This is a genomic window from Pantoea rwandensis, assembly GCF_000759475.1.
Lineage (GTDB): Bacteria > Pseudomonadota > Gammaproteobacteria > Enterobacterales > Enterobacteriaceae > Pantoea > Pantoea rwandensis_B.
The window spans coordinates 1,848,822-1,867,075 of sequence record NZ_CP009454.1 but is presented as its reverse complement, the minus strand read 5'-3'; the positions used below and the strand labels follow the sequence as shown (position 1 = coordinate 1,867,075).

Genomic DNA, 18,254 nt, shown 5'->3' with positions numbered 1-18,254 from the left:
CCGGCGCACCCGGATCTGACCTCGTTTTTCAAGGATTCCGCCATGCAACCTCTCAGCGGTCCCGGTGTGCCTGCGGGCGATCGTTCAACGCTCACTCATGCGACTGGCCCCACTCGTCCTGGCGGACCGGCGGGCGAACAGCCACTCTCCCCTGCCCAGCGCACCACGCTGGAACGTCTGATTGTGCGCATCATGTCACTCAGTACCTTGAAAGCCCCTGAATTGTGGGCTGGCGTACGCCATGAAGTGGGCGTAAAGAATGATGCTGAGCTGCAATCGCGTCATTTTCCTGCTGCCGAACAGCATTTGAATGGGCGCTTGACCCAGGTGCAGAACAGCCTTGCAACGCGCCAGCTGTTGCAGCAGCTCTTGGAGAAGCTGCCGCAGGGGAATAATCGTCAGGCGGTGAGTGACTTTATCCGTCAGCAATTCAATCAAACGGTGCTGAGTGCGCTCTCGCAGGATCAGCTACGTCAGGTGCTGACCATGCTGCAAAATGGGCAGATGGCGATCCCACAACCGCAGCAAACGCGCGCGTCCGACCGCACACTGCTGCCGGCTGAACAGCAATCGCTGAATCAACAGGTTACGCGCCTCGCGGCCACGACCGGTGAATCACCGGTCAAGCTGCTGTCTGAAGCGCTGAAACTGGTCAATCTGAAGAGTGGCGATCCGATTCCCTCTCGCCACTTCCCGCTGCTGACACAATATTTGCAGGTACGTCAGACGTTGGGTCAACACAGCGCACCGACCTTACAAATGCTGGAAACCTCGCTGAAGCAGCCGTTGACGCATGACGAACAGCGTTTGCTGGAGGATTACAGCCAGCAGCGTTTCCAGGCCACGCCACAGACAGTGCTGACGCCCGCGCAAACCCAGGATCTCCTCAATTTACTCTTCAGTCGTCGCGTCGAGAAAACGCTGGAGCAGCCGCACACTGCCAGCGATCTGCGCCCGCAGCCGATCTGGTCGCCGTGGATCGAGATATTACCGCGTCCACTGGCTCAGCGCCCGGCACTGACGTTAATCCTTGGCCTGGCGCTGTTCTTCTTTTTACTCTGGCTATTTCTGTAACTTAACAGCCACAGTGCGCGCCGGGTGCGGCCTGTGGCCATTCGCCGGGCGACGTTCCCCACGTTAACGGATGCCCATCGCGTTTCCAGAAATCCAGCCCACCTATCAACTCTTTGACCTGAAAACCCAGCGAAGCCAGTTTCCATGCCGCTTTCGTTGAGCCGTTGCAGCCAATGCCATCGCAGTAAGTGATATAAACCTTGCTGCGATCCAACTGTGCTGTGGATTCGGCATTCATAGTGCGATGCGGAAACGAGAGCGCCCCGGTAATATGCCCCGCCTGATAAACCTCAGTGGATCGTGCATCGATCACCACAATCGCGCTCACGCCTTGCGCCAGATCTTCTGCCAAATCCCAGGCGTCAGTGTAGTAACTCAGTTTGTGCTGCAGATAGGCCACGCTCTCTTGAGGATCGGCGGGTGGGAAGAGTAAGACTGATGACATCGCATTCTCCTTGTGTAATTTTCCCTGAGTTTACGGCAAAGTGGTCTGCAATCTGATACCACTTTTTCCACAGTGATAAGACCACCATGCGCCACTCTTTTTTAGCACTGTTTAATCATGCGTCATCCGGCGGCTTGCGTGAACGTTTGTGCCATACGTTACGCCAGGCCATTACCAGCGGTCATTTACACCATCAGCAACGCTTACCCTCCAGCCGTCAGTTAGCCGAGGATTTGTCACTGTCGCGGGTGACGGTGGAAGCCGCTTATGCGCAGTTAGAGAGTGAAGGCTATCTGGAGAGACGGGCGAGCCGGGGTACTTACGTATCGATTGCGATGCCTGCACGGGCGGCGACCACACCCGTACTGAATTCACCCCAATTCTCCCGACGCGGCGAGCAGATTCTGGCGACGGGTGGCTGCCAGGATCCGCCGTTCCCCCATGCGTTTGCCGCCGGTTCGCCTGAATTACGCGCTTTCCCGCATACGCAATGGCGCCGGATCAGTAACAGCGTACAGCGCTCGCTGGGTAGCCAGGTGATGGGCTATGGCGATCCACTGGGCTTTATGCCGCTTCGTGAGGCGGTGGCGGATTATCTGGCGTTATCACGCGGCGTACGCTGCGCTGCCGGGCAAGTGGTGATCCTAACCAGTTCACAGCAGGCCTTGCAGTTACTGGCACTGATGTTGCTGGATGCCAATGATGAAGTCTGGCTTGAGGAGCCGGGCTATCCTGGCGCGCGTAACGCATTCCTCGCGGCGGGTGCACACTGCCGCGCGATGCCGCTGGATGGCGAAGGGGCAATACCGCTGGAAGGCGATGCCAGGCTGGTTTATTTGACGCCGGGACATCACTATCCCACCGGCACCGCGATGAGCCTGACCCGCCGTCTGCAATGGCTCGACTGGGCGCGCCAACATCAAAGCTGGTTGATAGAAGATGATTACGACAGTGAGTTTCACTATGACGATCGCCCGATTCCCACCTTGCAGGGCCTGGAGAATCATAGCCGGGTTATCTGCCTCGGCACCTTTTCCAAAACGCTCTTCCCCTCCCTGCGACTGGCGTGGATGGTGGTCCCGCCAGCGCTGGTGGATGCCGTTGGTCGCGCACGCAGCATTCTTGATGGACACAGCGCGCTGTTGCCGCAAGCGATCACAGCAGAGTTTCTGCAGCAAGGTCATTTTGCCAGCCACCTGCGGCTAATGCGTCAGCTTTATCACAGTCGCCGCGATCGATTGCTGGAGCAGATCAACACGCGCCTGCAGCCGTGGCTGACGCCGCTGCAGGCATCTGGCGGGCTGCAGCTGACGGTATCATTGCATCAGGGTGAGGAAGCACAACTCACGCAGCAGGCCAGTGAAATTGGTCTGCTGTTGCCGCGTCTGTCGCCGTTATACACCAGCAGTCAGTCGCAACCAGGCTGGCTGCTGGGCTTTGCCGCGCTGACGCCGGGTGAGATTGTCAGCGCCTGCGATAAACTGGTTACGCTGCTGTCGCGCTACGCGCAAACGACCAGGTGACGAGAATGCCCAGGGCTGCGCAGCAGGCACCCGCAAGGTAGACCGAGCCATAACCCAATGCCGTGGCGAGCAGGCCGGTCAGTGGGCCGCTGGCACCGTAAGCGATATCCTGGAAAGCAGAGAAACCGCCCAGCGCCGTGCCACGAATTTGTGGCGAGACGCGTTTGATCACCTCGACGCCGAGCGCCGGGAAAATCAGTGAACAGCCGCAACCGGTGAGCGCGGCACCCACCAGCGCCATCCAGCCAGAGGTTGCACATGCCAGCACCAGCAAACCGGCGGTTTCCACCAGCAGCGAAATCATTGCGACGCGGACGCCACCGTGACGATCCGGCAGGCCGCCAAAGAAAACACGCACCAATACAAAAGCACAGCCAAATGCGGTCAGGGCAAAACCGGCATTGCCCCAGTTTTCTGCAGCAAAATAGAGCGAGGTAAAGGTACCGATCACGGCGAAACCGGTGCCCTGTAACGCCAGCGCCATGCCGGGTTGAAAGATGGTTTTCACCACGCTGAGCAATGAGGGACGTTCGCCACCCACCACCGGCACTTTAGTGACCCAGCTATTGATCGCCAGCGAGAGCAGTGGCAGTAACAGCGCGACACCACCGAGTGCCGCGAATCCGCCATGCTGATTGATCAGCAAACCCAGCGGTGCGCCCGCTGCCAGCGATCCATAAATCGCCATACCGTTCCACGACATCACCAGGCCGGATCGTTTGCTGCCCACCAACCCCATGCCCCAGGTCAGATTGCCGGTGAGCAGCAAGCTTTCACCAAATCCGAGTAACAAACGCCCCACTGCCAGCAAACCAAATTTTGCCCACGGCGAAACGGGCAACAGCGCCGCGGCCAGATACGCCCCACCCACCAGCGCGATGGCGATCATACCGTGTTGCGTGGTGAGCTTTGCACCGTGCTGATCGGCTCGGCGTCCGGCGAAGCTGCGCGTCAGCAGCGTGGCGAAGAACTGAATCCCTACCGCAACACCCACCATCAGGTTGCTCATGCCCAATTCCTGATGCACGTACAGCGGGATGACCGGGAGCGCCAGCCCTGCGGTTAAATAAGTGAGAAATACCGCAAAGGATATGCAACCCAAAGGCAGCACAGATTGCGTCTGCGTATCAGCAGCCGTGGACATGATGGTATGAACTCCTTGTTCAGAGCGTGTGCGACAAGCGAGACCCTCTTACACGTTCGTGTCTTGCATTCAGACGAAAACGGGTTATTTGGTTCATAATGTGCACAAACGATTATTTTATTTCAGGCAAGATGGGATGAGTGTAGGCAAGCAGCGAGGGAAATGTCAAAAACAACAGGGGCCGGATAGACCGGCCCCTGGAAAACTGTGATCACGCGATTAAGCTGGCAGCTTACGCATGGTCAAGGTGGCGTTGGTGCCGCCGAAACCGAAGCTGTTGGACATCACGGTGGTCAGCGCTTTTTCAGTCGGCTGCGTCACGATGTTCAGGCCTTTACCGGCTTCATCCAGCTCTTCGATGTTGATGCTTGGCGCGATGAAGTTATGCTCCAGCATCAGCAAGGTGTAGATCGCCTCCTGCACGCCGGCTGCACCCAGTGAGTGACCGGTCATGGCTTTGGTCGCAGAGATGAACGGCGAGTTGTCACCGAACACTTCCTGAATCGCGCCCAACTCTTTCACGTCGCCGACTGGCGTTGAAGTGCCGTGGGTGTTGAGGTAATCGATTGGGGTATCAACGCCCTGCATAGCCATCTTCATGCAGCGCACTGCGCCTTCGCCTGAAGGAGCAACCATATCTGCGCCGTCTGAGGTTGCGCCGTATCCGACGATTTCAGCGTAGATGTGCGCGCCACGCGCCAGAGCATGCTCCAGCTCTTCAACCACCACCATGCCGCCGCCGCCTGCGATCACAAAACCATCACGGTTTGCATCATAGGTACGAGAAGCTTTTTCTGGCGTTTCGTTGTATTTGGTAGACAGTGCGCCCATCGCATCAAACTCACAGGCCATTTCCCAGCTCAGCTCTTCGCCGCCGCCAGCAAACACGATGTCCTGTTTACCCAACTGAATCTGCTCAACCGCGTTACCGATGCAGTGTGCGGAAGTCGCACAGGCAGAGCTGATTGAGTAGTTCACGCCGTGGATTTTGAATGGGGTAGCCAGACAAGCTGATACACCTGAACCCATGGCTTTGGTCACCACATAAGGACCAACGGCTTTCAGGCCACGCGGGCCACGCATCGCATCGGCACCGAAGACCTGGTAACGCGGAGAACCACCGCCTGAACCGGCAATCAGACCCACGCGTGGGTTGTTCTGATATTGCTCATCAGTCAGACCGGAATCCTGAATCGCTTCCGCCATTGACAGGTAAGCGTAGATTGAAGCATCACTCATGAAACGCACGATTTTGCGATCGATGAGCCCGTTGGTATCCAGTTTGACGTTGCCCCATACGTGGCTGCGCATACCGATATCTCTCATCTCTTCAGAGAAGGTGATACCCGAACGGCCTTCACGCAGAGAAGCCAGCACTTCTTGCTGGTTATTACCAATGCTGGAAACGATACCCAGGCCAGTAATCACTGCACGTTTCATTCAATAGTCCTCATTCCACTTCTTTTGGATTGACGTGCACTCTAGCTTACAGTTGTAAGCCGAACAAGTCCGATCAGCCATTTCCTTTTGTAAATTTGCGTCATGTGACGGCAGTCGTTAAAATCGCGCCACTGCCTGAAATATGAGCCTTTCCCGTGAAGTTATCCCCGGTTGAACACGCGCAATTAAACTGGAATGATCAGGGTACACCTGTTTCCCGAGCATTCGACGACGTCTATTTCTCCAACGACAATGGGCTGGAGGAGACGCGCTATGTTTTTCTTGATGGCAACCATATTCCTGCCCGCTTTGCTCAACATTCGCGCGATCTTTTTATCGTCGCTGAGAGCGGTTTTGGGACTGGTCTTAACTTTCTCACCCTGTGGCAAGCCTTCGATCGCTTCTGTAGCGAACATCCCGACGCGACACTTAAGCGCCTGCACTTCATCAGCTGCGAAAAATTCCCACTGACGCAAACCGATCTGATTGCCGCACATGCGCACTGGCCCGAGCTGGCGCCATGGGCCGAACAATTACAGCAACAGTGGCCACAGGCGCTGCCGGGTTGTCAGCGTTTACTGTTCAACAGCGGTAAAGTCACGCTCGATCTCTGGCTCGGTGATATTAACGCGCTAATTAATACCTTTGATGACAGTCTTAATGCTCAGGTGGATGCATGGTTTTTAGATGGTTTTGCCCCCGCTAAAAACCCGGAAATGTGGACGCCAGAACTTTTCGCCGCCATGGCGCGTCTGGCGCGTCCAGACGGGACGCTGGCAACGTTCACTGCCGCCGGATTTGTGCGCCGTGGTTTGCAGGAAGCCGGGTTCACGGTGACCAAACGCAAAGGCTTTGGTCACAAGCGCGAAATGTTAACCGGCGTAATGGAACAGGTTGCAGCCCTACCCCACACCCAGCCATGGTACGCCCGCCCTGCGGCTCGCACTCAGGAAGTGGCGCTGGTTGGCGGTGGCGTGGCGAGTGCCGTACTGGCGCTGGCGCTGCTGCGCCGCGGCTGGAAGGTAACACTTTATTGCGCCGATGCCGCGCCCGCGCTGGGTGCTTCCGGCAATCGTCAAGGCGCACTTTACCCGCTGCTTAATCAGCACGATCCCGCTCTCGCTACGTTCTTCCCTGCGGCGTTCACCTTTGCCCGCCGTTTGTACGACCAGCTACCGGTGATGTTCGAGCATGACTGGAGCGGCGTGTTGCAACTCGGCTGGGACAGCAAAAGTGCCGATAAAATTGCCCAGATGCTGGAGATGGGATTGCCGCATGATGTGGCGTACGGCGTAAGTAAAGAGGACGCGCAGCAGTTAGCGGGCGTCGATACCGGTTGTGGTGGCATTTTCTATCCGCAAGGCGGCTGGCTCTCTCCGTCGCAATTGACCAGCAACCTGTTGGAGCATGCGCAAACGCTGGGTTTACGCCTACACTGGCTGCATCGCGTCACCACGCTGGAAACGACGACTGAAGGGTGGACCCTGAACTTCAGCGAGCAGCCCTCGGTGAATCATCAGCAGGTGGTGATCGCCAATGGCCATGCCCTGCTGGAGATTGAGCAGAGCAAAGACTTGCCCGTATATGCGGTGGCGGGTCAGGTCAGTCATGTGCCGACCAATCCTGAGCTGGGCGCGTTAAATACCGTACTCTGCTATGACGGCTATCTCACGCCAGTCAGCCCGAATTTCAATACCCACTGCATCGGGGCCAGCTACCATCGCGGCGATACCACAACCGATTTCCGTGCTGACGATCAGCAGGAAAATCGCCAGCGCCTGGTGAACTGCCTGCCGGATGCGCAGTGGCCGCAGCAAGTGGATATCAGTGATAACGAGGCGCGTGTCGGCGTACGCTGCGCCACGCGCGATCACTTACCGATGAGTGGCAGCGCGCCTGATTACGCCGCAACGCTGGCGCAATACGCTGATTTGCCGGAGCAGCGTGCACGGGGTGAAACCCTTGCCGATGCACCGGTTCATGCTGGTTTATTTGTGCTGGGTGCGCTGGGTTCACGCGGTTTGTGCAGCGCGCCGCTGGCAGCGGAAGTGCTGGCGGCACAGATGAGTGGTGAGCCGCAACCGCTGGATATCACCACGCTGGCGGCATTGAATCCGAATCGTTACTGGGTAAGAAAACTGCTGAAAGGTAAGAAAGCGGGACGCTAGGATGGCGGGGCGAGCGGTCGCCCCGACTTATCAGGCGTTCTGACGCGCCTGCTGGAACAAATTATCCCACATGCCAATCACCAGCGCTTGATCGCGCGGTGACAGTTCCCCCGCCGCAATCGCATTTTGCAGGCTGTTGGTCACATGGATTTGCAGCGCTTCAGGTGTGTGCTCACCGCTGATTTCAATCTCAGCCACCGCCAGGGTCAGATGACCACGCAGATAGCCACCGGCAAACAGCTCGTCGTCACTGGCGTGATCAACCATATCGTCAATCAATGCCAGGATGCGGGATTCGAATTCTACGATCATCGTCTTGTTCCTTATTACCCTTGATACGCCGCGCCGCTACTGCGCTGGCATCACGCTCTCACCCCGTTACACGCTGGTTCGCGTTCCCGGGGTTTGTTCATTCGCCGTCATGCTGCAACGCGGGTGACTTTGGGTCATTAATAATATATTTGCGAATCACAAATCTTCCGGCCACGGGAAGTGTGCCGCCGTCAGTGCTGGCGTACCGTAATAGCTGGCTAACGCATCGATAAAGCGAGCCGGACGTGCCGGGATACCCTGCTCAAAATAGGTCATCACCTGAGCATGGACCTTGCGCTGGAATGCGATGCGGTCGGGTTCACAATCGCCTTCGAGGTTGTCACAACTGACATTGAAGGGGAAGCCTGCTGCGACACAGAACAACCATTCCAGCGCCTGTGGCTTGACTTCCACTGATTCGAACTGACTTTGCGTTTGCGCATCCCGCCCATCCGGGCAGTACCAATAACCAAAATCCACCAGCTTGCGACGCGCTTCACCGGCAATACACCAGTGAGAAATTTCGTGCAGCGCGCTGGCGTAGAAACCGTGAGCAAACACCACGCGGTTCCACGGTGATTCCTCATCCGCTGGAAGATAAATAGGTTCGTCATCGCCTTTAATTAGACGGGTCTGAAAGTCTTCAACAAAGCAGCCATCAAAAATATCCACCAGCTGCTGGTAATGATGTTCTGTACTCATAATATTTTAATCTTTAAAAAAATTAGCGCCATTGTCGCATTGGCAGCCGTTCTTGACGAGTACTGCTTTACAGCGTGGCTATCCACGCCAGCAACGCGCTGCCATGACTATCCCACAATAATTTGGCGCTCATCACGGCGGATACCGTCACCACCATCGGGCGGATCAGCTTCTGACCCCGGCTCAGCACCAGTCTGGCGCCGATACGCGCACCCACGAATGCGCCAATCAACATGATCACGCCTGTGCCCCACACCACCTTTCCGCCGAACATAAAGAACAGCAGACTGCCGAAATTGGAGGTGAAATTTAGGACTTTGGCGTGGGCGGTGGCCTTGGCAAGATTGAAGCCACATAGCGTCACAAACGCCAATGCATAGAATGAACCGGCACCCGGACCAAAAAAGCCGTCGTAAAAACCGACGCAACCACCGCCGACCAGCGCAAAAGCGATCCCCTGCAGGCGATGTTCACGATCCGACTCGCCCAGCCGCGGCATCAGCAGGAACCATAAACCGATAGTGATCAGCAGGAGCGGCAGAATTTGTCGCAGCACCTCCGCCTGAATATGCTGAATCAGAACCGTGCCACAGACTGCGCCGATAAAGGTCATGGCAATGTTCAGTCGCTGTTCACGCAGTTTCACCGCGCCGCGACGCACAAAATAGAGGCTGGCAGAGAAAGATCCGCCTACCGACTGCAACTTATTGGTGGCTAAAGCCTGAGCAGGAGAGAGCCCCGCAGCGAGTAATGAAGGAACGGTGAGTAAGCCACCACCGCCGGCGATGGAGTCGATAAACGCTGCCAGCACCGCAACCAGAAACAACACGCCCAGCAACAGTGGGCTAACAACAAAGAGGTCCATTTTTTTCTCGTAAAGTTAACCCGACCGTTCTTATTGCAGGCTGGGCATCCGTGCTCTCTCCTGGTCTCACAAACATCCGTGCGTGGGAGAGAGAACGTTGCCAATGCTGCTGCAACAGGAAGCGTCAAGGCTAGAGTAAATGACGATCTAATAGTGCCTGACAGGAGGGTGGCAACGGCGGCGGCGTTTTCTTCACAGGCGGCGTGCTACCCGGTTTTTTCGGCAGGAACCAACTGTCTAACTCTGCGCCACAACCATCACCCGGCGGCGGTGCTGCCTGATCTTCGCACTCCAGACTGCCTGCCGGACAGCGCAGACGCACGTGCATGTGGGCACGATGGGCAAACCACGGGCGCACTTTATTCAGCCATGCACGATCGCTTCCGGCATCTGCACAAAGCTGCTTTTTAATCGCCGGATTGACGAAGATGCGAGTTACTTCGTCATCTTTCGCCGCCAGCTTGATCAGGCTGTCAATCTGCGGCTGCCAATGACGTGCAATCACTTGCTTATCATCCGGTGCCACCAAATCCAGCGGCTGTGGCTTCAGCAGCTGTTGCGCCGTCCAGCGATTTTGCGGCAGCTGCAACCAGATATCGACATCCAACCCGGTTTGATGGCTGGCATGCCCACTGCTGAAACGCCCGCCGGCCGCCATGCCCATATCACCAATCAACACTTGCCCCAGCTGCAACTGATGCACCTGGGTACTAAGACGTTGAATAAAAGCAATCAGATCGGGATGGCCGTAATAACGCCGCTGATCCTGGCGCATGACCTGATAGTTAGGTGAATTGAGAGGCAGTTGCTGTGCGCCGACAATACAGCCATTGGCAAACCCGCCAATCGACTGTGGGCTGCCAGCAATCGGCTGATGAATTTGCTGCCAGGGCGTGGCAGCAAAGGCAGTCGCACTGCACAACAGCGCGGCAACGATAGTGAGCAGGCGGCGCATCAGTGGCTTACCAGCGCGGAACGCTGCTGTTGACGTCGCCGTTCTGCGCACGCTGACGCAGCAGGTGATCCATCAACACAATCGCCATCATCGCTTCGGCAATGGGCACCGCACGAATGCCCACGCAAGGATCGTGGCGACCTTTAGTAATCATCTCCACTTCTTCGCCCTCACGCGTGATGGTTTTACCCGGCACGGTGATGCTGGAAGTGGGTTTCATTGCCAGGTTCGCACTGATGGTCTGGCCGCTGCTGATGCCACCCAAAATGCCACCCGCGTGGTTGCTCTGGAAACCGTCGGCACGAATCTCATCGCGATGCTGGCTACCGCGCTGGTTAATCACCGCAAAACCGTCACCGATTTCCACGCCTTTTACCGCGTTGATGCTCATCAATGCATGAGCCAAATCGGCATCCAGACGATCAAATACCGGCTCGCCCAGTCCCGGTGGCACGTTTTCCGCCATCACCGTGACTTTGGCACCGATCGAGTCACCCTCTTTCTTCAGGCCGCGCATCAGTTCGTCCAGCGCATCCAGCTTAGAGGCATCCGGGCAGAAGAACGGGTTCTCTTCAACGATGCTCCAGTCTTTTAGCTCGCAGGCCACATCACCAATCTGTGCCAGATAGCCACGAACCTGAATGCCATGCTTCATTTGCAGATATTTTTTGGCAATCGCACCCGCAGCCACGCGCATCGCGGTTTCGCGCGCTGAGGAGCGCCCACCGCCGCGATAATCACGCAGACCATATTTTTGCTCGTAGGTGTAATCCGCATGGCCGGGTCGGAACAGATCTTTGATTGCGCCGTAATCCTGCGAACGCTGGTCAGTATTTTCAATCAGCAGGCCGATAGAGGTGCCGGTGGTGACACCTTCAAATACGCCGGACAAAATTTTCACCTGATCCGGTTCACGGCGCTGCGTGGTATAACGCGATGTGCCCGGACGGCGACGATCGAGATCGTGCTGAATATCCGCTTCCGTGAGCGGAATGCCTGGCGGCACACCATCAACGATGCAGCCCAGCGCAATACCATGCGACTCGCCAAAGGTGGTCACGCGAAAAACTTGTCCAATGCTGTTACCGGCCATTGTGGTTCCTTGTTACGATGTTGCGGGCGATGTTTCGCCCCATTTTTTAGTCTTTGTAGAAGGAGAAGTGATGCTGAGCCGCGACGATCTGCTCGCGCGTCAGCATGAACACGCCGTCACCGCCGTTATCGAATTCCAGCCAGGTAAACGGCACATCCGGGTACTGATCCATCATATGCACCATGCTGTTGCCCACTTCGCAAATCAGCACGCCCTGCTCACTCAGATAATCCGGCGCACAGGCGAGAATTCGGCGCACCAGCTTCAGACCATCACTGCCTGCTGCCAGGCCCAGTTCCGGTTCATGGCGATATTCATTCGGCAGATCGTCCATATCTTCCGCATCCACGTACGGTGGATTGGTGACGATCAGATCATATTTGACCTGCGGCAGTCCACGGAACAGATCGGAGCGAATTGGCGTGACGTGGTGGATCAAACCGTGTTCTTCAATGTTTTGCTCGGCCACGGCCAGCGCATCAGTGGAGATATCCACCGCATCGACTTCCGCTTCCGGGAAGGCGTAAGCGCAGGCAATCGCGATGCAGCCGCTGCCGGTACACATGTCGAGGATGTGATGCGGTTGTTCACCGATCAGTCCGGCAAAGCGGTTTTCAATCAGCTCGCCAATCGGTGAACGTGGCACTAACACGCGTTCATCGACATAGAACTCGTGACCACAGAACCAGGCTTTATTGGTGAGATAGGCCACCGGAATGCGCTCGTTTACGCGACGAATCACACGTTCAACAATGCGGTGACGCTCGCTGGCCGTCAGGCGCGCATTGCGCATATCTTCGGGGATATCCAGCGGCAGCCAGAGCGTAGGCAGAACCAGTTGGACTGCTTCGTCCCAGGGATTATCCGTGCCGTGGCCGTACCAAATGCCTGCCGCCGAAAAACGGCTGACAGCCCAGCGCAGCATATCCTGAATGGTGTGCAGTTCACTCACTGCCTCATCGACGAAAATCTTGTCCACGTAGCCCTCCGCAGGCCTTAAAATCAATCGGCCGATAGTGTGCCACGAAGCCGGGCAGAATTCAGCGCAGCAAGGCGAAAAAGCTGACATTTGTTAACGCTAAGCGTTAAGGTATGCCACCGGCTGTTAACCAGCCCTCTAACCCTATTTTGAGCCATGAGTAAGAAGACGCCCCTAAACCAGGACGATCAGGCGCTGTTTCGTGAGTTGATGAGCGGAACGCGTAAACTGAAACAAGACACTATCGTGCACAAACCGGTAGTGAAAACCCGCGAAGTCCCGCTGAAAAGACTGCTTTCCGAGCAAGCCGATAACAGTCACTACTTCTCAGATGAGTTTCAGCCTTTGCTCTCCAGCGAGGGGCCGATGCGTTATGTGCGCGCGGATGTCAGTCATTACGAGCTGAAGAAATTGCGACGCGGCGATTACACGCCAGAGATTTTTCTCGATCTTCATGGTTTAAGGCAGCAGCAGGCCAAACAGGAGCTGGGGGCGCTCATTGCCGCCTGCCGCCGTGAACACCTGTTTTGTGCCAGCGTGATGACCGGGCACGGCAAGCATATCCTCAAGCAGCAAACACCGCTGTGGCTGGCGCAACATCCGCACGTCATGGCATTTCATCAGGCACCGAAGCTGTTTGGCGGTGATGCCGCTCTGCTGGTGTTGATTGAAGTTGAGGAGTGGCAACCGCCGGAACTGCCTTAGCTCTAAAAAGGAAAGGGCCGCAGAAGGCGGCCCATAGAGATCTCACGCACGGCGAGTTTACATTGCTTTAGCCAGTTTTGACGGGCTGACCTGCCACTCCAGTTTGCCTTCACAGGCCTCTGCATCAAAATTCACGCAGGCAATTGCCGACGTAGCGAACATCGGAGGCGCTTCCTGCGGGCAGAGCTCTGAAACCAGATAGCCCACCAGCGGCAGATGCGAAATCACTAAAGCTGATTTAACCCCCTGCTGCGCCAGCGCCTGCAGATAGCAGGCCACCATGCCCGGATCGCCACCCGGCGTCAGCTCTGGCAGCACATCCTGCCCTTCTGGCAGCTTCAGTGCCTCGCGTACCGTGGCGAGCGTCTGCTCTGCACGAAGATAAGGGCTGACTAATACCCTTTCAATATCCAGCGCCTGGCCGTTTAGCCAGCTCGCCATCTGGCGCGATTCGTCACAGCCACAGATTGTGAGTGGGCGTACTGAATCACTCGCTGCTTCCAGAGCTGCATCGCCATGACGCATGATAAAAACTTGCATAAAGCACCGCTGTTGTTTGTCGATATCGTCGGGTACCACAGCACCAGACGCTTCATTCTGCGAATGAACGCTGTGTTTTACCCCAATGGCTTCAGTATAGTCAACCGGTTGTTTATTAAATAAGCACATCTCAGAATGGTGCCGCACCACCTTCTTCATGGCACCATAACTAACCCGCTGAATCTGTGCGCCTATTCAAATTTGTGCAGAAGTGTAAAAATTCGTTTGCGCTTCTGACATTGCCATTAAAGCGTCACAGGGCGCGAAACGATCGCCATGTTGCTGCATTAATGCACGTAATGTATTGACGATTTCGCTGGCGCTGCGTTGATCCATATAGCGGAACGGCCCGCCAAGAAAAGGCGGGAAGCCGATGCCAAATACCGCCGCGATATCACCATCCCGAGCATTGCGCACCACAGACTCGTCCAGACAGCGTGCGGCCTCATTCAGCATCATCATCACGCAGCGTTGTGCAATCTGTTCTTCGCTCTGCTTTGCCTGCGGCTTGACGTTAATCAGGCTATAAATTGAGTCATCGACGTTGCGTTTTCTCGGCCAGCGAGCCGCGTTGTAAAGGTAAAATCCTTTCTGGTTTTTACGCCCTTTGCGGCCATCGGCCAGGATGGCATTCACCGCATCGGGTGCGCTGAAACGCTCGCCATAAGCCTGCAGCAAAATCGGACTGATTTTGCTGCCGACATCAATGCCAACTTCATCCAGTAACTGTAACGGCCCGACCGGAAAACCGAACTTCACTAACGCACGATCGATATGCTCCACCGGCTCCCCTTCCATCAAACAGCGCATGGCTTCATTTATATAGGGCGCGAGGATGCGATTGACGTAAAAACCGGGTTTATCGGCCACTACCACCGCTGTTTTACCCTGCTGGCGCGCTAACTGCACCGTGGTCGCTAGCGTTTCTGCCGACGTACCCATATGCGGAATCACTTCCACCAGCGGCATTTTGTCCACCGGACTGAAATAGTGCAGGCCAATGACATTCTCGGGACGCTGCGCGTTGACGGCAATATCACCAATCGGTAACGAGGAGGTGTTGGAAGCAAAGATGGTATGCGGTTGACAGTGACTTTCGATATCCGCCACCATTTGCTGCTTCAGGGCCAAATCCTCAAATACCGCCTCAATCACCAAATCGCGCTGGCTGAACCCCTGATAATCGATACCGCCGCTGATACGCGCCATCTGCTGCTGACGCTCAGCCGGTTTAAGCTGACGCCGTTTCACTTTTTGGCTCAGCAGGTCCCAGCTATATTGCAATGCGTGGTTCAAACCATTGAGATTGACGTCTTTAATCCTTACTGGCAAACCGGCTTTCAGCGCCGTCACGCTGGCAATGCCACCGCCCATTAATCCGCCACCGAGCACGCCGATGCGTTGCAATGTGCGTGGTTCAGCCTCGGCCACGGTTTCTTTCTTCATCGCGGTCGATGCAAAAAACAGACTGCGCAGCGCCGCAGATTCTGGTGTCATCGCCAGCTGACCAAAGGCACGCGCTTCCGCTGCATGCCCGGCATCGCTGCCCTGCTCCAGACCCGTGCGCACCACCTGCAGAATGCGATCCGCCGCAGGGTAATTGCCCTGCGTTTTGCTGTCGGTTTGACGTTTTGCCATCGCGAATAACAGCGAGCGTGCCAGTGGCGCCTGCATCAGGCGGTCACGACGTGACAGCTCACGGCGAACGATCTTTCCTTTATGCACACGTGCAATCGCCGTTTCCAGCAAGATGGATTGTGGCACCGCATCATCAACGACACCCAGTTTCAAGGCCTGTTTAGCACGCAGCTGTTTACCACTCAGGATCAGCGGTAGCGCTTGCGGCACACCAATCAGTTTTGGCAGGCGCTGCGTCCCGCCTGAGCCAGGTAACAAGCCCAACTGCACTTCCGGCAGGCCCAAGCGGGTTTTATCATCCAGCGTGCAGATGCGTGCGCTGCAGGCCAGCGCCAACTCCAGCCCGCCGCCAAGACAGGCACCGTGGATTGCCGCAACCACCGGGAAGGGCAATGCCGCTATCTGCGCCATCACCTCTTGCCCCTGTCGCGCCAGGGCTTCCGCTTCTTCTGCCGTCTGACAATCCGCGATCATGCTGATATCTGCACCGGCAACAAAGTTATCGCTTTTGCCAGAGATCAATACCAATCCCGCCAATCTGGGATTGCTGCGCGCTTCAGCCAGCACCGCTTTTATTTGTGGGACAAACTCCGCTTTTAACGTGTTCATCTTTTCGCCCGGCACGTCGATGGTGATGATGCCGACATGATCGAGGCGCATATGTAAATGGAATGCAGATGCACTCATTATTCGGCCTCCAGAACCATTGCACTGCCTAATCCGCCTGCTGCACAGGCGGTTACCAAGCCCAATCCCCCGCCGCGCCGCCGCAGTTCATGCAACGTTTGGGTGATCATGCGCGCGCCAGTGGCAGCAAACGGATGGCCGTAAGCAATGGAGCCGCCGAGCACATTGAAACGTTCTTCATTGACTTCACCCAAGGCATGCGGGCGATTCAGTACCTCGCGCGCAAAACGCTCATCGCGGAACATTTTCAGGTTCGCCAGCGTCTGCGCAGCAAAGGCTTCGTGCATATCGATTAACGTGAGGTCATTGAGCGTGATACCCGCGCGATCCAGCGCCAGCGGCGAGGCGTAAGCAGGACCCAGCAACATGTCCTGCCAGACATCAATCGCGGTAAACGCGTAGCTGCGCAGATAGCCGATCGGGGTAATCCCCAGCTCACGTGCGCGGCCTTCACGCATCAAAATCACTGCGGCGGCGCCATCCGTTAGCGGTGTGCTGTTGGCTGCCGTGACAGAACCGTGGTGGCGATCAAAAGCTGGTCGCAGCCTGGCGTAATCGCTGGCGCTGGCGTTAAAGCGAATGTTGTTATCCTGCTCGATCGGTGCTTTCCATGGCGGTACAAAGGCAGTCATCACTTCCTGCGCCAGCACGCCTGATTGCCAGGCACGCGCTGCATGCTGATGTGAGCGCAACGCCAGGGTGTCTTGCTGCTCACGCGTGATGCCATGGGTTTTCGCCATCTGCTCGGCGGTATCCCCCATACGTAAACCTGTGGAATACTCCGCCACCGCAGGAGGCACCGGTAGCAAATCACGGGGGCGCAGGCGGCGTAGAATTTGCAGCTTTTTGCTAAAGGTTCGCGCTTTGTTGAGATCGACCAGCGCGCGCGCCAGCGTTTTACTGACGCCAATAGGCAGTACCGATGAGGAGTCTGCACCACCGGCAATACCTGCATCAATGGTGCCCGCCATCAGGCTTTCCGCCACATTCGCCACCGCCTGAAAACTGGTGGCACAGGCACGACTGACACTGTAAGCATCGGTGTGAACGCTCAATCCGCTGCTCAGCACGATTTCGCGCGCAATATTAGGCGCTTCCGGCATCTGCACCACCTGGCCGAATACCAGCTGGTCAATAACGTCTACCGGTAACTCGCTGCGTGCCATCAGTTCTGACACCACCATGCGCCCCAACTCCAGCGCGGAAATGCCATGAAAATCACTCGCCTGACGGGCGAAAGGCGTGCGTAATCCATGGGTTATGGCGATACGTTCGCCCTGACGCGTCAGCAGCGGCTGCGCTTTGCTCATTGCACTCACCTGTAATTTACGACCGTAGCATCATTGCCAAACAGGTCTGACCTGATCATCAGTGTTAACCAGGTGTTGCTAAGTCGCCAATAACAGAAGAAAAAAAGTGCGAGGGAAGACACGAAAAAGAGAAAACGCTGCCGGAAGGGCTTCCGGCAGCGACAGGATTAGCGTAAGCCGAGTTGAAAAATGAGGGTCTCAGCCTGGCAGGCAAAAGTGAAATCAACATTCAGGCGTATGCCTGGCGCTTCTTCAACGAACTCGGCTTGAATCACGCAAGGCTCGGATTCAACCTGACGCGCTTTGTCCGTCAGGTGCTTCAGCATCGCTTCAGCCGCATGACGATCGGCAAAAGCGCCAGACCAGCTCGCCGTGCAATCGGTATTGTCCATTACGGTGCCAACATCTACGCAGCAGCAAGCCGCCGTTTCCGTGGCACTGCATTTTTTAATGGCATCAGTCATTGTTTTCTCCTGACGATAAATAGACACAATCGGATCATTTTCTGACACAAAGTGTACGCCCCGCGCGGCCTGGCTTCTATCTCTCAGCGGCTAAGTGACGAATATCACACTAAAAATTGATCCAGAACAAATTTGACCGCTATGCTAGATGGGCATCGACAAGATTTTGTTAAGCAGATCTGATTTTATCGATCAAATCGGAAATATTTA

Annotated in this window: 17 protein-coding genes; 4 read left to right on the top strand and 13 right to left on the bottom strand. The window is 56.2% G+C overall.

All coding sequences use genetic code 11. The features are described 5' to 3' along the window. Window positions 1-42: 42 nt before the first annotated feature. Complete coding sequence (gene flk, locus LH22_RS08565; RefSeq protein WP_038645684.1) at window positions 43-1,074, top strand: flagella biosynthesis regulator Flk; 1,032 nt, start codon at window positions 43-45, stop codon at window positions 1,072-1,074. Window position 1,075: 1 nt separating this feature from the next. Here the strand turns inward: flk and LH22_RS08560 are convergent, their stop codons facing one another. Beyond that, a complete protein-coding gene (locus LH22_RS08560) occupies window positions 1,076-1,519 on the bottom strand; it encodes a rhodanese-like domain-containing protein (RefSeq protein ID WP_038645682.1) in 444 nt (147 codons plus the stop codon). 86 nt (window positions 1,520-1,605) lie between these two features. On the opposite strand from LH22_RS08560, the gene LH22_RS08555 reads away from it, so the two are divergent. Next, the gene (locus LH22_RS08555) at window positions 1,606-3,042 is read left to right on the top strand and encodes a PLP-dependent aminotransferase family protein (protein WP_038645680.1); all 1,437 of its coding nucleotides are present in this window, start codon (window positions 1,606-1,608) and stop codon (window positions 3,040-3,042) included. Here the strand turns inward: LH22_RS08555 and LH22_RS08550 are convergent. Both LH22_RS08550 and fabB read right to left on the bottom strand, forming a co-directional pair. Then, on the bottom strand, window positions 3,005-4,186 hold the full coding sequence (locus tag LH22_RS08550; RefSeq protein ID WP_038645678.1) for an MFS transporter: 1,182 nt from the start codon (window positions 4,184-4,186) through the stop codon (window positions 3,005-3,007). The two genes, LH22_RS08555 and LH22_RS08550, sit on opposite strands and share 38 nt — an antisense overlap. 219 nt (window positions 4,187-4,405) lie before the next feature. Further along, window positions 4,406-5,626: a beta-ketoacyl-ACP synthase I gene (gene fabB / locus LH22_RS08545; RefSeq protein WP_038645675.1), complete on the bottom strand. Its 1,221-nt coding sequence runs from the start codon at window positions 5,624-5,626 to the stop codon at window positions 4,406-4,408. 155 nt (window positions 5,627-5,781) lie between these two features. Between fabB and mnmC the strand changes: the two genes are divergently transcribed. Further along, window positions 5,782-7,794, top strand: coding sequence for a bifunctional tRNA (5-methylaminomethyl-2-thiouridine)(34)-methyltransferase MnmD/FAD-dependent 5-carboxymethylaminomethyl-2-thiouridine(34) oxidoreductase MnmC (gene mnmC, locus LH22_RS08540; protein WP_038645673.1), 2,013 nt, complete (start codon window positions 5,782-5,784; stop codon window positions 7,792-7,794). Between the two features lie 30 nt (window positions 7,795-7,824). Here mnmC and LH22_RS08535 read toward each other — a convergent pair whose 3' ends face one another. The 6 genes from LH22_RS08535 to prmB all read right to left on the bottom strand — a co-directional run bounded on the left by LH22_RS08535 (window position 7,825) and on the right by prmB (window position 12,700). Next, a complete protein-coding gene (locus LH22_RS08535; protein WP_038645671.1) occupies window positions 7,825-8,106 on the bottom strand; it encodes a YfcL family protein in 282 nt (93 codons plus the stop codon). A 156-nt stretch (window positions 8,107-8,262) separates the two neighbouring features. Further along, window positions 8,263-8,808 (bottom strand): elongation factor P hydroxylase, encoded by a 546-nt coding sequence (locus tag LH22_RS08530; RefSeq protein WP_034825153.1) that lies wholly within the window; start codon window positions 8,806-8,808, stop codon window positions 8,263-8,265. 67 nt (window positions 8,809-8,875) lie between these two features. Beyond that, on the bottom strand, window positions 8,876-9,673 hold the full coding sequence (locus tag LH22_RS08525) for a sulfite exporter TauE/SafE family protein (RefSeq protein WP_038645667.1): 798 nt from the start codon (window positions 9,671-9,673) through the stop codon (window positions 8,876-8,878). Between the two features lie 130 nt (window positions 9,674-9,803). Then, entirely contained in the window at window positions 9,804-10,628 is an 825-nt protein-coding gene (gene mepA / locus LH22_RS08520; protein WP_038645665.1) for a penicillin-insensitive murein endopeptidase, read from the bottom strand. Between the two features lie 7 nt (window positions 10,629-10,635). Continuing rightward, window positions 10,636-11,721, bottom strand: coding sequence for a chorismate synthase (gene aroC / locus LH22_RS08515; protein ID WP_038645661.1), 1,086 nt, complete (start codon window positions 11,719-11,721; stop codon window positions 10,636-10,638). A gap of 46 nt (window positions 11,722-11,767) precedes the next feature. Next, window positions 11,768-12,700: a 50S ribosomal protein L3 N(5)-glutamine methyltransferase gene (gene prmB, locus LH22_RS08510; protein ID WP_038645659.1), complete on the bottom strand. Its 933-nt coding sequence runs from the start codon at window positions 12,698-12,700 to the stop codon at window positions 11,768-11,770. A 156-nt stretch (window positions 12,701-12,856) separates the two neighbouring features. On the opposite strand from prmB, the gene smrB reads away from it, so the two are divergent. Continuing rightward, a complete protein-coding gene (smrB, locus tag LH22_RS08505; RefSeq protein ID WP_034825165.1) occupies window positions 12,857-13,405 on the top strand; it encodes an endonuclease SmrB in 549 nt (182 codons plus the stop codon). 57 nt (window positions 13,406-13,462) lie between these two features. On the opposite strand, the gene sixA is transcribed toward smrB, so the two are convergent. The 4 genes from sixA to LH22_RS08485 all read right to left on the bottom strand — a co-directional run bounded on the left by sixA (window position 13,463) and on the right by LH22_RS08485 (window position 18,044). After that, a complete protein-coding gene (gene sixA / locus LH22_RS08500) occupies window positions 13,463-13,945 on the bottom strand; it encodes a phosphohistidine phosphatase SixA (RefSeq protein WP_038649978.1) in 483 nt (160 codons plus the stop codon). A gap of 195 nt (window positions 13,946-14,140) precedes the next feature. Further along, window positions 14,141-16,270, bottom strand: a complete 2,130-nt coding sequence (fadJ, locus tag LH22_RS08495) for a fatty acid oxidation complex subunit alpha FadJ (RefSeq protein ID WP_038645657.1) — start codon at window positions 16,268-16,270, stop codon at window positions 14,141-14,143. After that, window positions 16,270-17,580 (bottom strand): acetyl-CoA C-acyltransferase FadI, encoded by a 1,311-nt coding sequence (fadI, locus tag LH22_RS08490; protein ID WP_038645655.1) that lies wholly within the window; start codon window positions 17,578-17,580, stop codon window positions 16,270-16,272. Before fadI ends, fadJ begins: the two co-directional genes overlap by 1 nt. A gap of 167 nt (window positions 17,581-17,747) precedes the next feature. Beyond that, entirely contained in the window at window positions 17,748-18,044 is a 297-nt protein-coding gene (locus LH22_RS08485) for a YfcZ/YiiS family protein (RefSeq protein ID WP_075564061.1), read from the bottom strand. Window positions 18,045-18,254: the final 210 nt, after the last annotated feature.